Source organism: Heyndrickxia sporothermodurans (assembly GCF_003055045.1).
GTDB classification, from domain to species: domain Bacteria; phylum Bacillota; class Bacilli; order Bacillales; family Bacillaceae_C; genus Heyndrickxia; species Heyndrickxia sporothermodurans.
In genome coordinates this window covers 112,105-126,054 of record NZ_NAZB01000011.1, presented here as the reverse complement: position 1 = coordinate 126,054, position 13,950 = coordinate 112,105, and the positions used below count along the sequence as shown (strand labels likewise).

General features: G+C 35.0%; 11 protein-coding genes. 10 read left to right on the top strand and 1 reads right to left on the bottom strand.

Annotated features, from left to right (window positions below; all coding sequences use genetic code 11):
- Window positions 1–34 precede the first annotated feature (34 nt).
- A complete protein-coding gene (locus B5V89_RS04455) occupies window positions 35–1,198 on the bottom strand; it encodes an iron-containing alcohol dehydrogenase (RefSeq protein WP_066230293.1) in 1,164 nt (387 codons plus the stop codon).
- A gap of 167 nt (window positions 1,199–1,365) precedes the next feature.
- Here B5V89_RS04455 and B5V89_RS04450 point away from each other — a divergent pair, with 167 nt between their 5' ends.
- From B5V89_RS04450 to hslU, 10 genes are all read left to right on the top strand, one after another.
- Window positions 1,366–3,234 carry a terpene cyclase/mutase family protein gene (locus B5V89_RS04450; protein WP_244913438.1) on the top strand — a complete coding sequence of 623 codons (1,869 nt, stop codon included), beginning with the start codon at window positions 1,366–1,368 and terminating at the stop codon, window positions 3,232–3,234.
- A 34-nt stretch (window positions 3,235–3,268) separates the two neighbouring features.
- Complete coding sequence (locus B5V89_RS04445; protein WP_066230294.1) at window positions 3,269–4,534, top strand: hypothetical protein; 1,266 nt, start codon at window positions 3,269–3,271, stop codon at window positions 4,532–4,534.
- On the top strand, window positions 4,531–4,806 hold the full coding sequence (locus B5V89_RS04440) for an EscU/YscU/HrcU family type III secretion system export apparatus switch protein (protein WP_066230297.1): 276 nt from the start codon (window positions 4,531–4,533) through the stop codon (window positions 4,804–4,806). Before B5V89_RS04445 ends, B5V89_RS04440 begins: the two co-directional genes overlap by 4 nt.
- A gap of 204 nt (window positions 4,807–5,010) precedes the next feature.
- On the top strand, window positions 5,011–6,180 hold the full coding sequence (gene sucC / locus B5V89_RS04435; RefSeq protein ID WP_108070653.1) for an ADP-forming succinate--CoA ligase subunit beta: 1,170 nt from the start codon (window positions 5,011–5,013) through the stop codon (window positions 6,178–6,180).
- Between the two features lie 21 nt (window positions 6,181–6,201).
- The gene (sucD, locus tag B5V89_RS04430) at window positions 6,202–7,104 is read left to right on the top strand and encodes a succinate--CoA ligase subunit alpha (protein ID WP_066230301.1); all 903 of its coding nucleotides are present in this window, start codon (window positions 6,202–6,204) and stop codon (window positions 7,102–7,104) included.
- A 68-nt stretch (window positions 7,105–7,172) separates the two neighbouring features.
- Complete coding sequence (gene dprA, locus B5V89_RS04425; RefSeq protein ID WP_066230304.1) at window positions 7,173–8,045, top strand: DNA-processing protein DprA; 873 nt, start codon at window positions 7,173–7,175, stop codon at window positions 8,043–8,045.
- Window positions 8,046–8,431: 386 nt separating this feature from the next.
- A complete protein-coding gene (gene topA, locus B5V89_RS04420) occupies window positions 8,432–10,507 on the top strand; it encodes a type I DNA topoisomerase (RefSeq protein ID WP_108070651.1) in 2,076 nt (691 codons plus the stop codon).
- A gap of 271 nt (window positions 10,508–10,778) precedes the next feature.
- On the top strand, window positions 10,779–11,678 hold the full coding sequence (xerC, locus tag B5V89_RS04415; RefSeq protein ID WP_066230311.1) for a tyrosine recombinase XerC: 900 nt from the start codon (window positions 10,779–10,781) through the stop codon (window positions 11,676–11,678).
- Between the two features lie 104 nt (window positions 11,679–11,782).
- On the top strand, window positions 11,783–12,325 hold the full coding sequence (gene hslV, locus B5V89_RS04410; RefSeq protein ID WP_066230314.1) for an ATP-dependent protease subunit HslV: 543 nt from the start codon (window positions 11,783–11,785) through the stop codon (window positions 12,323–12,325).
- 77 nt (window positions 12,326–12,402) lie between these two features.
- Window positions 12,403–13,806, top strand: a complete 1,404-nt coding sequence (hslU, locus tag B5V89_RS04405; protein ID WP_108070731.1) for an ATP-dependent protease ATPase subunit HslU — start codon at window positions 12,403–12,405, stop codon at window positions 13,804–13,806.
- Window positions 13,807–13,950: the final 144 nt, after the last annotated feature.

Below are 13,950 nucleotides of genomic sequence, written 5' to 3'. Positions count from 1 at the left end.
ATAATAGGCTGACAAAATGTCAGCCTATTTCCTTTTATAAGGATTTGCGATATATTTCTAATACATCTTCACGGTTTAATTTTTTAAAATTGCCAAATTCACCATTTGCCATTGCTTTATCGGCCATCACTTCTAATTTACTTGCATCGATATTATAATCACTTAATCGGGATGGTGCACCGATACTATTCCAAAATTCCCTCAGTTTTTCGATCCCTTCTAAACCAGCCTCTTCGTCGGTTTTACCTTCAGGGTCTACGCCAAATACCCGTACTGCGAGCTGTTTAAAACGTGAAGGCTTCACCTTTAAATTATGCTTCATCCAATTTGGAAAGAGGATGGCTAATCCACCACCATGGGGAATATCGTAAACAGCCGAAACGGCATGTTCAATATTATGGGAAGCCCAATCGCCTCGATAGCCCATTGAAAGCATACCGTTTAATGCCATCGTTCCTGTATATAAAATCGTTGATCTATATTCATAATTTTCCAGATCATTAATTAGCTTTGGAGCAGTTTCCATAACAGTAAGTAATAATGATTCACACATCCGATCCTGCATAAGTGTGTTTTCTGTTAGATGAAAATAATGCTCGAACACATGTGACATCATATCGACCATTCCATATACGGTTTGATCTTTCGGAACAGTCATAGTGTTAACTGGGTCAAGTATTGAAAATTTAGGAAATGTAACCGAACTACCCCAGCCATACTTTTCATTCGTTTCCCAATTGGTAATAACCGATCCTGCATTCATTTCTGAACCAGTTGCTGCAATGGTTAGTATTGTACCAAAGGGAAGGGCTTCTTTTGCGAAAGCTTTCTTCGTAACAAGATCCCACGCATCCCCATCATACTTCGCTCCCGCTGCAATTGCTTTTGTACAGTCAATGACACTTCCACCACCAACAGCAAGGAGAAAATCAATTTGCTCTTTTTTACATAAATCGACGCCTTTCCTTACCGTTGAGATACGCGGATTTGGCTCAACTCCAGATAATTCGAATACTTGTGAGCCGATCTCTTCTAAATTTTTTACCACTTGATCATACAAGCCGTTTTTCTTAATACTGCCTCCACCATAAACAAGCAGCACCTTTTTTCCGTATTGTGGAACTTCTACTTTCAACTGTTCAAGTTGACCCTTACCAAATATTAATTTAGTTGGGTTCCAATATGTAAAATTATCCATTAACAATCACTCCTCACCTACATTATGAAATAGAGAAATAAGAAATGCAAAAATGCAGCATTATTAATATGCTACAATCTTTTCATTTTACAATAATTGTTTTGGAAATTAGACAAGTCTGTAAGAATAAAAATATAGATAATGAGTTCCCAGAGAGGATGATAAGGATGAGGAAAGATGTAATAAGACAAAGGGATAAAATAATAGAGCGCTTGCTTTCTGATCAATCCCGTAATGGTTCTTGGGAATATCCTTTTGAAACAGGGATATTAACAGATTGCTATATGATTATCTTATTAAGAGTTTTGGAAAAAAATGATGAAAGTTTAATTCAAAGCCTAGTTAATCGTATTTTAAAGGAACAATACAATGATGGGACATGGAAGCTATATGTTGATGAAGGGAAAGGGAATTTATCATTAACCATTACAGCTTACTATGCCTTGCTGTTTTCGGGTTACGTAGAGAAGAATTCTCCTAATTTCATAAGAGCAAAAGAATTTATCATGATAAATGGTGGGCTCCATAAAGCAAACATGTTCACACTTGCCTTATTATCGTTAACAGGTCAAATCGAGTGGGATTCACCATTTCCAATTCCAGTAGAAGCAGTCCTCCTTCCTGAAAAATTTCCAATTAATTTTTTTGACATATCTGTCTTTGGCAGAGCAAACTTAGCTCCCTTACTTATAGTGGCGGATTATAAGTTAGTAGTAAAACCGGCAAATTCTCCGAATCTAGCAGATCTTATAATTAGGAAAACTGATGGAAAGAACAAGTTTACCGATGAAACGAGATCAATTTTCGATTTCATTGAACAGGGAATTGAACAAATTGTAGAATTAAAGGAAGATGTTCATGAAAAAGCATTGGAATATTTGGAGCAATATTTATATGATCATATCGAACTAGATGGCACACTTTATAGCTACTTCAGTGCAACTTTCTATATGATTTTTGCATTCATTGCCCGGGGAAAGGATAAAAATGATTCAAAAATTATTAAAGCCATTGACGGATTGAAATCTATGATTTGCACGATTAATGGGGATAAGCATTGTCAGTATACGACGGCGCATGTTTGGAATACTGCATTAATTTCGTCAGCACTCCAATTTGCTGGAATTCCCCATACAGAAGTAAACATTCGTCAAGCAAATCAATATTTATTAGAAAGACAACATGTAAAACTAGGGGATTGGACGGTTCATAATCCGCATACATATCCTGGCGGTTGGGGATTTTCAAATGTTAACACAATCAATCCGGATATAGACGATACAATTGCATCTTTGCGTGCGTTGCATCAACTAATAATTGAACAGCCACATTATTATAATGTGTGGGATCGAGGGATTCGCTGGGTTTTATCCATGCAAAATGACGATGGCGGATGGGCAGCTTTTGAAAAAAATGTTGATAATCCATTATTGAATTTATTGCCTTATGGGGAAGGGTTGTTGCTAGATGCCTCATCAGTAGATTTAACAGGTAGAACGTTAGATTTTTTGGGGAATTATACAAGCATTGATAAAGATGATCAACAAATTAAAAAAGCAATTAAATGGCTTGTAAATCACCAGGAAGATGATGGCAGTTGGAATTGTCGCTGGGGAATTTATTATATATATGGTACTTGGACAGCAATCATAGGATTAATGGCAGTTGGTATAAGACCCAATCATCCATCAATCACTCGTGCAAAAAAGTGGATTGAGCACACACAAAATGTCGATGGAGGTTGGGGGGAGTCATGTAATAGTGATAAAATAAAAAAATATATCCCATTGGGTGTAAGCACACTAATCCACACTGCATGGGCCCTTGACTCCTTAATAACGATAGCGGATGAAGTTACTCCTTCGATACAAAAAGGAATAAACTTTTTAATCAATCATGCCGATATTAAAGATTGGAGGAGTTCTTATCCAAAAGGTCAAGGGATGGGTGGGGAATTTTATATTCATTATCATAGCTATGATTATATTTGGCCCCTGTTCACACTTGTAAAATATTTAAAAAAATTTAACAAGTAGTTTATGATAATAGCCCAAAAAAGGAGGGGATTGAATGCTCTTATCAAATATCCAGTCAATTTTAAGAGGAGATGTGAAGCCCCTTCAAAATCAATTTGAATTCAAATCGGGTGACGTTTTTGCAGGAAATATTAGTAAAATATACCCAAATCAAACAGCTGTTGTTAAAGTAGGGAATCAAAATATTTTGGCAAAGCTTGAGGCTCCTATCATAAATGGCGGAAAGTATTGGTTTCAAGCATCAACAAAAGAGGGAGAAATTCATTTAAAAATCCTTTCCCCTTTATCAATGGAAAATCAAACTCAAGATTCTATTTTAAAACAATTATCTCTTCCCAATAGTAAAATTTTTAAAGAATTAACAGTATTCTTAGCAAAAGAACAAATTCCCTTACCGAAGGAATCAATCTTGAAAGCCGGTCAATGGATTGAACATCAGAATAATACAAAGGAAGGGTTCGAAGCCCTAAAATATATGGTGGAAAAAGACTTTCCTTTTTCTGAGTCCATTTATAAATCACTAAAGGAAGTATTAAGTCCCAAAGCTCCAATACAAACTTTGCTCCAAAATTTAGAATCTCAATTAATTGCTGAACCTAAAACAAAAACAGTCCAAGCATTGTTATCAACACTTGAATCTATACAACTTAAAGACTTAGATGCAAACAATAAAGAATCCGTCCCACAAATTCTATTATCATTATTAAAGAAAACAACAAGTAAAATGGGATTGTTTTACGAAGCAGATATTTTAGCAAATATAGAAGACAACAAAAGTTTAGAAAATAGCATGAAGCCGTTGTTAGTAAAGTATTTACAGGAAACCGGCCATACATTGGAGACAAAAGAACTTGCAGAACAGATCATTAATAAAATGAATGGACAACAATTATTATCACACTCAAATACACCATACCAGCATATTGTTTATCAATTACCATTACAATTATTTGGATTTCAAACAGAACTAACAATGCAATGGTCCGGGAAACGAAAAGAAGATGGGAAAATAGACCCTGATTATTGCCATGTATTATTTTATTTAGAATTGGAACATCTGAAGGAAACCATTGTTGATATGAAGGTGCAAAACCGAATTATTTCAATAAAAATTATTAATAATAACGAGCAACTGCAAAATATGGCAAAGCTCATCCTTCCAAAATTAAAACAAGGATTGAAAGATTTAAATTACACCCTATCCGCAATCCAATTCGAACATTCTTCAAATAATGAAGTTCAAAAGTCTCTTTCAAATTCGGTGATAAACCAATACTCGGGGGTGGATATACGAATATGAGTGAAACGAATAAAAGACAACAGGCAATCGCTTTAAAATATCAATCCGAAATCCAGGATGCACCTAAAGTTATCGCAAAAGGGAAAGGCTTAACAGCTGAAAATATCATTGAAGTAGCAAAAGAAAAAAATATTCCAATTCAAGAAGATCATAATTTAGTAGAATTGCTTAGTCAACTAGAAATAAATGAAACGATTCCTGAAGAATTATATGAAGCAGTTGCTGAAGTTTTTGCATTTATTTATCGTTTGGATCGCAATATTGCTAACTAGTAAAATGAATCGCAATATTCATATGAATGAGTATTAATCTTCCGAAAATGGAATAATTCGGAAGTATGTAAATAATTAGTAAAAAATAGATAAAATAACGTTATAAACAATTCTAATTTCGTCAGAAAGCTAGACATATTTTAATCCATTTTATACAATGGAATCGCAGTTTATTTTTTGTAGAGTTTGATAGGAGGATGGAAAATGAATATCCATGAGTATCAAGGTAAAGAAATCCTCAGAAAATACGGGGTAGCGGTACCAAATGGTAAAGTTGCATTCACAGTTGAAGAAGCAGTGGAAGCAGCAAAGGAATTAGGTACTACTGTATGTGTCGTTAAAGCACAAATTCATGCTGGTGGTCGTGGTAAAGCCGGTGGTGTTAAAGTTGCTAAGAATTTGGATGAAGTACGTACATATGCAAACGAAATCTTAGGAAAAACATTGGTAACACACCAAACTGGTCCAGAAGGAAAAGAAGTAAAGCGCCTTCTTATTGAAGAAGGTTGTGATATTCAAAAAGAATATTATGTAGGTCTTGTTTTAGATCGCGCTACTTCACGTGTTGTATTAATGGCATCTGAAGAAGGCGGTACAGAAATTGAAGAGGTTGCTGAAAAGACACCTGAAAAAATCTTCAGAGAAACAATTGATCCGGTTGTTGGTTTGACTGCATTCCAAGCACGTCGAATTGCATTCAATATTAACATTCCAGCTAATCTTGTAAATAAAGCAGTTAAATTCATGATGGGATTATATACTGCTTTTGTTGAAAAAGATTGTTCAATTGCCGAAATTAACCCACTTGTAGTAACAGGTGATGGTAATGTAATGGCATTAGATGCTAAATTAAACTTTGATTCTAATGCACTATATCGTCAAAAAGACGTGTTAGAATATCGCGACCTTGAAGAAGAAGATCCAAAAGAAATTGAAGCTTCTAAATATGATTTAAGCTACATTGCATTGGACGGAAAAATCGGTTGTATGGTAAACGGCGCAGGTCTTGCAATGGCTACAATGGACATTATTAAACATTATGGCGGCGATCCGGCTAACTTCTTGGATGTTGGGGGCGGTGCAACTGCTGAGAAAGTTACTGAAGCATTTAAAATCATCTTATCTGATGAAAATGTTAAAGGTATCTTCGTAAATATCTTTGGTGGAATTATGAAGTGCGACATTATTGCTGAAGGTGTCGTAGAAGCAACGAAACAAGTTGGTTTAGAATTGCCTTTAGTTGTTCGTTTAGAAGGAACGAATGTTGATTTAGGTAAGAAAATTCTAAACGAATCCGGATTAAATATTGTAGCAGCTGAATCTATGGCAGACGGTGCACAAAAAATTGTTGAATTAGTAGGCACAACAAGATAATAAGAAAGGCAGGGGAATATAATGAGCGTTTTTGTTAATAAAGATACAAAAGTAATCGTTCAAGGTATTACTGGGAAAACAGCTCTTTTCCATACAAAACAAATGCTAGAATACGGTACAAAAATCGTTGGTGGTACATCTCCAGGTAAAGGCGGAACAGAAGTTGAAGGTGTACCGGTATTTAATACCGTCTCAGAAGCGGTTAAAGCTACTGGTGCAAATGCTTCCGTTATTTATGTTCCAGCTCCTTTTGCTGCGGATGCAATTATGGAAGCTGTTGATGCAGAATTAGACTTAGCAATTTGTATCACTGAACATATTCCTGTATTGGATATGGTAAAAGTTAAACGCTATATGGAAGGTAAAAAGACTCGTTTAGTTGGTCCTAACTGTCCTGGGGTTATCACTCCGGAAGAATGTAAAATCGGTATTATGCCTGGATACATTCATACAAAAGGGCATGTTGGTGTCGTATCACGTTCTGGTACATTAACTTATGAAGCAGTTCATCAATTATCACAAGCAGGTATTGGACAAACTACTGCTGTAGGTATCGGTGGAGATCCTGTTAATGGAACTGACTTTATTGACGTGCTAAAAGCATTCAATGAAGATCCAGAAACTGAAGCTGTTATTATGATTGGTGAAATCGGTGGTACTGCAGAAGAAGAAGCTGCTAACTGGGTGAAAGCCAATATGACGAAACCGGTTGTAGGATTCATCGGCGGTGTAACAGCACCTCCAGGAAAACGCATGGGACATGCCGGTGCGATTATTTCCGGTGGAAAAGGTACAGCTGAAGAAAAAATCCGTGTCATGAATGAGTGCGGAATTAAAGTGGCAGCAACACCATCAGTAATGGGTGAAACATTAATTGAAGTACTTAAAGAAAGAGGACTTTACGAAAAGTGTAAAACACATTAAGATAAAGTCATAATTAATAGTCCCTCTATTAAGAGGGACTATTTTACTAACATTTAAAGGAGGATTATATGGAAGAGTATAAGAAAAGATTGATACATCTTCATTATTGCAGGGGAATAGGATCAAAAGGAATGATATCTATACTAAAATCGGACCCTAGTTTAAAAAATATATATCGCTTTTCAGATTCCACATTAAAAAATCTCACGCAACTTCCACCCGAACTTTTCTCCAAGTTTTATTATGATCTTCAACATTTAAATCCCGACAAAATTATAGCGACCCTCACGAATCATAATATCCATCCAATAACTATATTTGATAAAACATACCCATTTAGATTAAAACAAATTTACAATCCACCTATCGTTCTATACACAATGGGTAATGCCACTCTTCTTAACGAGCCCTCACTTGCCATTGTCGGTTCGCGAAAAGGAAATGGATATGCCAGAAAAGTGATAGAAGAGTTGCTGCCAAGTTTATTAAATAAACGGATGATCATAACAAGTGGTTTAGCAAAAGGGGTAGATACAATAGCACATCAAGTAACTATTCAATTTGGTGGAAAAACAATTGGTGTTTTAGGAAATGGTTTTTTTCATGTATATCCGCAGGAAAATAAACAATTAGCAGAGAATATGAAAAAAGAGCACCTTCTTATTTCGGAGTATCCTCCACAAGTGAAGCCGCAAAAATGGCATTTTCCAATGAGAAATCGAATAATTAATGGATTATCGGTTGGAACATTGATTATTCAAGCGGAGGAAAGAAGTGGGTCATTAATTACTGCGGAATATGCGTTACAGGAAGGTAGAGAGGTATTTGCTATTCCGGGTAATATGTTTGATCCACTTTCAAAAGGAACAAATATGTTAATACAACAGGGTGCAAAGTTGGTATTAAATAGTGAAGATATTATTAATGAACTCAATCTTTAGGCAGAGTTAACTATTTATGTATACTGTTCAATAAATAATATTAATTTAGGCAATAATTTTATGCTGTAATTTTCTCAGATTTTTTTCATATATCTAGATTTATCTAACGTTTCTAAAGGAAAACAACTAAGCAATTTGGAACGAAATGATAAAAAAATCATCTATTTAAGTGAAAAAGGTTGCAATTTTGGAATATCTGTTATACTGTTTCCAACAGATACTAGCAATAAAAAACTTATAATGAAAACGATTTCTAGTTTTGAACTTCCACTCTTTATTGACAAATAAAAAAATCAAGGTTAATATGAACACTTGATTTTATGTATCAGAAATATCGAAAAAGTATATAACTAGAAAAATAATGAAAACCTCTGGGAGGCTTCTTAATGTCAGAGTACTTAGTAATAGTGGAATCACCTGCAAAGGCAAAGACTATTGAACGATATTTAGGAAAAAAATATAAAGTTAAGGCATCTATGGGACATATTAGGGATCTACCAAGAAGTCAAATGGGTGTCGACACTGAACATAACTTTGAACCGAAATATATAACAATTCGAGGAAAAGGACCGATTTTAAAGGAATTGAAGACAGCCGCAAAAAAAGCTAAAAAAGTATACTTGGCAGCTGACCCTGATCGTGAAGGGGAAGCAATTGCGTGGCATTTGGCACATAGCCTAGATGTAGATATCCATTCTAATTGTCGGGTTGTTTTTAACGAAATTACAAAAGATGCCATTAAAGAATCGTTTAAACATCCTCGCCCGATAAATACCGACCTCGTTGATGCTCAACAAGCAAGACGGATTTTGGATCGATTAGTCGGATATAACATAAGTCCTTTATTGTGGAAGAAAGTAAAAAAGGGATTGAGTGCAGGCCGTGTACAATCCGTAGCTGTCCGCTTGATCATTGACCGTGAAAATGAAATTAAGAATTTCACACCTGAAGAATATTGGACGATCGTTGCAGATTTTAAAAAAGGAAAGGAAACATTCCAAGGTTCCTTTTACGGTAAAAATGGAAAAAAAGTAGAACTAAAATCGGAGGAGGAAGTTAAGTCCATTCTTTCGCAAATTAAGGGGAAGGATTTCGAAATTACTTCCGTATCCAAAAAAGAGAGAAAACGCAATCCAGCTCCTCCATTTACCACTTCTTCACTTCAACAAGAAGCGGCTAGAAAGTTAAACTTCAGAGCGAAAAAGACAATGATGTTAGCACAGCAGCTTTATGAAGGAATCGATTTAGGAAAAGAAGGAACGGTCGGTCTCATTACTTATATGCGAACAGACTCAACTCGTATATCAGAGGTTGCACAAGAAGAAGCGGCAAATTTTATTCAACAGCAATATGGAAAAGAATATATCCGCGGAGAGCAAAGGAAGGAAAAGAAATCCTCCAATACTCAAGATGCCCATGAAGCTATTCGTCCGACAAGTACGATGAGAGAACCGAGCACGCTTAAAGCGTTTTTAAGCCGAGATCAGTTAAGGTTATATAAATTAATTTGGGAGCGTTTTGTTGCTAGTCAAATGGCACAAGCGGTTATGGATACGATGAGTGTCGATCTAAATAATGGAGAGATTGTTTTTAGAGCAAATGGATCGAAATTGAAATTTCCAGGTTTTATGAAAGTGTATGTTGAAGGAACAGACGATCAATCTGAAGAAAAGGATAAATTTCTTCCTCAAATGGAAACAGGAGATATCGTTAAATCAGACGTGGTTGATCCGAAACAGCACTTCACACAGCCACCTCCTAGATATACGGAGGCACGTTTAGTAAAAACACTTGAGGAACTCGGAATTGGCCGACCGTCTACATATGCTCCTACATTGGATACAATTCAAAAAAGAGGATATGTCGCTCTAGAGAATAAAAGATTCATTCCGACTGAACTTGGCGAAATTGTTTTAGAACTTATAATGGAATTTTTCCCAGAAATATTAGATGTTGAATTTACAGCAAAAATGGAACATAATCTTGATGAAATTGAAGAAGGGAAAATCGAGTGGATAAAAATCATTGATGATTTTTATAAAGGTTTTTATGAAAATCTAGTAAAGGCCGAATCAGAAATGGAAAAAGTTGAAATAAAGGATGAGGAAGCCGGAGAAGATTGTGAATTATGTGGAAATCCAATGGTTTTCAAAATGGGCCGCTATGGAAAATTCATGGCATGCAGTAATTTTCCCGATTGTAGAAATACAAAACCGATCGTCAAGGAAATTGGTGTCAAATGTCCTAAATGTAATGAAGGAAATATAATTGAAAGAAAAAGTAAAAAGAAAAGAATCTTTTATGGATGTGATCGTTATCCTGAATGTGATTTCTTATCTTGGGATAAGCCGATCGAAAGAAAATGTCCGAAATGCGAGCAACTTCTAGTTGAAAAGAAATTAAAAAAAGGCGTTCAAGTACAATGTACAAATTGTGATTACAAAGAAAAGACAGTGGAGTAAAAAAGAAACAACAATGTGGGTGAGTTAACGAAACTCACTCTTTTTGTTCTAATAAGAAAAAATTTAAGATAATAGATTAACTAAAAAAATTGCAAATACTTTATTTCTTCGAACGAGTGTTGTAAAATGCTTTAGGGGATAAACAAAAAATTTGTCGAATTTAAATAATCTGGTTTAGTGAATAATTCGAAACTTTGTGAAAAGTTTGTAACATTGATTGCAAGGGCTACTAAAGTGTGATAATATTTAGTAGCCCTTATGAGGTGTTAGTATGGATGAGAATTTAAAAACGAATCTATATGCTTTTATTGAGTATATTCAGGTAGAACGAAACTACTCTGAATACACTGTGAAATTTTATCGACAAGACATTGAAAACTTTTTTATGTTCATGGCTGAACAAGGTATATCAAAACTTGAAGATGTTGAATATTTTGACGCCAGGTTGTATTTAACAAAACTTTATGAAAAGGAATATAGCAGAACAAGTTTAGCTCGGAAAATCTCTAGCTTACGAAGCTTTTTTAAATTTTTGATGAGAGAAAAGACGGTAAAGGAAAATCCGTTTACGTTAATATCCCAATCAAAAAAGCATCTAAAGATTCCGAAATTCTTTTATGAAGAGGAAATGGAAAAGCTTTTTGAAGTTTGCCAAGGAAATTCAACCTTAGATTTTCGAAATTTGTCACTTCTTGAAGTATTATATTCCACGGGTATTCGTGTAAGTGAATGTGCAAATATTAAACTAAGTGATATTGATTTTGACTTTGAGACGATTCATGTTAAAGGTAAAGGGAGAAAAGAACGAATTGTATTATTTGGGACATTTGCTAGTGAGGCATTAAACAATTACATAAAGAATGCTAGACCTTTACTTATGAATAAGACCGATCACGAATATCTTTTTGTCAATTTTCGAGGAACTCCGTTAACAACTAGAGGAATTCGTCATATATTGAATAATTTGATCAGCAAAGCTGCACTTACTGGAAAAATGCATCCACATATGCTAAGACATACATTTGCTACACATCTACTAAATAATGGTGCAGATTTAAGGACGGTACAAGAACTTCTTGGACATGAAAATTTATCATCAACTCAAATATATACACATGTGACGAAAGAACAATTACGTAAAACGTATTTATCTCATCATCCAAGAGCTTAAATCAGTTTTAATGAATAGTTTCTTTTTAATATGTCAATGGAATATGTGAAGTCCAATCATAATAACTAATAATTAATTTGCATTAATTATTCGGAGGTGTTCATATGGGAGATTTCCATGCAACAACTATTTTTGCTATTCAGCATAAAGGTAAAGCAGCAATGGCAGGTGATGGTCAAGTTACCTTTGGAAATGCGGTAGTAATGAAACATACTGCAAAGAAAGTAAGAAGGCTTTTTAACGGGAAAGTGTTAGCGGGTTTTGCAGGTTCCGTAGCAGATGCGTTTACCTTATCTGAAATGTTCGAGGGAAAACTACAAGAGTTTAACGGTAATTTAACAAGAGCAGCAGTAGAACTTGCGAAGCAATGGCGAAGCGATAAAATTTTACGCAAACTTGAAGCAATGTTAATCGTAATGGATGAAAGTCAGATGCTGTTAATTTCTGGCACAGGTGAAGTAATTGAACCAGATGACGGAATTCTTGCTATAGGCTCCGGAGGAAATTATGCTTTATCGGCTGGGAGGGCGCTTAAACAACATGCAGGAGAAATGCTAAGTGCAAAAGAAATTGCGAAGGCATCACTGGATATTGCGGCGGACATATGTGTGTATACGAACACTAATATTATTGTGGAAGAACTCTAATAAGTTATGTCATTTCTCGAATCACTAAGAAATTTATTTAAACTGAATTTAAGGAGTGAATTGATATGGCAAACAATATGAATAAAGCAATGAGTTTAACCCCTAGACAAATTGTCGATCGATTAGATCAATATATTGTCGGGCAAAAAGATGCCAAAAGAGCAGTAGCAGTAGCATTGCGTAATAGGTATCGCCGGAGCCTGTTAGATGAAAGATTTCGCGATGAAATCATTCCGAAAAACATATTGATGATTGGTCCTACAGGAGTAGGAAAAACAGAGATAGCCAGAAGAATGGCGCGGTTGGTAGGTGCCCCTTTTATAAAAATAGAAGCTACCAAGTTTACGGAAGTCGGCTACGTTGGCCGTGATGTTGAATCAATGGTAAGAGATTTGGTTGAAACAGCAGTCCGTTTAGTAAAAGAAGAAAAAGTAATTCAAGTAAAAGAGAGAGCAGAAGAGTATGCGAATCGTCGATTAGTTGAATTGCTTATGCCATCAAAAAAGAAATCATCAAATTATAAAAATCCTTTTGAAATGATTTTTGGTGGAAATGATCAATCGAATGATGTAGAAGAGGATTCTTCTGAAGATGTTCCAATGAAAGAATACCGAAAAAACATAGAGGAAAGACTAGCCAACGGTGAACTTGAAAATGAATTGGTTACGGTAGAAATCGAAGAGCAGCAACCTTCTATGTTTGATATGCTCCAAGGATCTGGAATGGAACAAATGGGAATGAATATGCAAGATGCGTTTAGCAATTTAATTCCTAAGAAAAAGAAGAAAAGAAAAGTGATTGTTAAAGAAGCTCGAAAAATCTTAACAAACGATGAAGCACAAAAATTAATCGATATGGATGAAGTAACACAAGAAGCTGTTTTTCGTGCAGAACAAATGGGTATTATTTTTATAGATGAGATTGATAAAATTGTCGGTAAAAATAGTAATTCTTCAGCTGATGTATCACGTGAAGGAGTACAAAGAGATATTTTGCCGATTGTCGAAGGCTCTACCGTTGTTACAAAATACGGTTCTGTAAAAACAGATCATATTTTATTTATTGCTGCGGGTGCTTTTCATATGGCGAAACCATCTGAATTGATTCCTGAATTGCAAGGGCGATTTCCTATCCGTGTAGAACTTGGAAAACTCACTGTTGACGACTTTGTGAAAATCTTAGTTGAGCCGGATAATGCATTAATAAAACAATATTGTGCATTATTGGAAACAGAAGGTATACAAATTGAATTTTCTGACGATGCTATTGTTAGAATTGCCGAAATTGCATATGAAGTTAACCAAAATACAGATAACATTGGGGCAAGACGATTACACACAATTTTAGAAAAACTTCTTGAAGATTTATCATTTGAAGCACCAGATATAACATTAGAAAAAATTAACATCACACCCCAATATGTAAATGAAAAACTCGGAGTAATTTCGCAAAACAAAGATTTAAGTCAGTTTATTCTTTAATGAAATAGCTATGTTAAAGGACAATATTGATTTTGCCGCTGAGTTGATTGGAGAGAAAAAGCCGGCACCTGAAGCGAAAAATCAACAGCTGGGATTAACATAGCAAGGAAAGAATCCTTATTAGTTCAAAAAAATGAAATAAAA

Bases quoted from the DNA above. Each gene is read 5' to 3' on its own strand.
- sucD (WP_066230301.1), top strand. From the start codon at position 6,202: ATGAGCGTTTTTGTTAATAAAGATACAAAAGTAATCGTTCAAGGTATT.
- sucC (WP_108070653.1), top strand. From the start codon at position 5,011: ATGAATATCCATGAGTATCAAGGTAAAGAAATCCTCAGAAAATACGGG.
- hslV (WP_066230314.1), top strand. From the start codon at position 11,783: ATGGGAGATTTCCATGCAACAACTATTTTTGCTATTCAGCATAAAGGT.
- B5V89_RS04445 (WP_066230294.1), top strand. From the start codon at position 3,269: ATGCTCTTATCAAATATCCAGTCAATTTTAAGAGGAGATGTGAAGCCC.
- topA (WP_108070651.1), top strand. From the start codon at position 8,432: ATGTCAGAGTACTTAGTAATAGTGGAATCACCTGCAAAGGCAAAGACT.
- dprA (WP_066230304.1), top strand. From the start codon at position 7,173: ATGGAAGAGTATAAGAAAAGATTGATACATCTTCATTATTGCAGGGGA.
- hslU (WP_108070731.1), top strand. From the start codon at position 12,403: ATGAATAAAGCAATGAGTTTAACCCCTAGACAAATTGTCGATCGATTA.
- B5V89_RS04440 (WP_066230297.1), top strand. From the start codon at position 4,531: ATGAGTGAAACGAATAAAAGACAACAGGCAATCGCTTTAAAATATCAA.
- B5V89_RS04450 (WP_244913438.1), top strand. From the start codon at position 1,366: ATGAGGAAAGATGTAATAAGACAAAGGGATAAAATAATAGAGCGCTTG.
- xerC (WP_066230311.1), top strand. From the start codon at position 10,779: ATGGATGAGAATTTAAAAACGAATCTATATGCTTTTATTGAGTATATT.
- B5V89_RS04455 (WP_066230293.1), bottom strand. From the start codon at position 1,198: ATGGATAATTTTACATATTGGAACCCAACTAAATTAATATTTGGTAAG.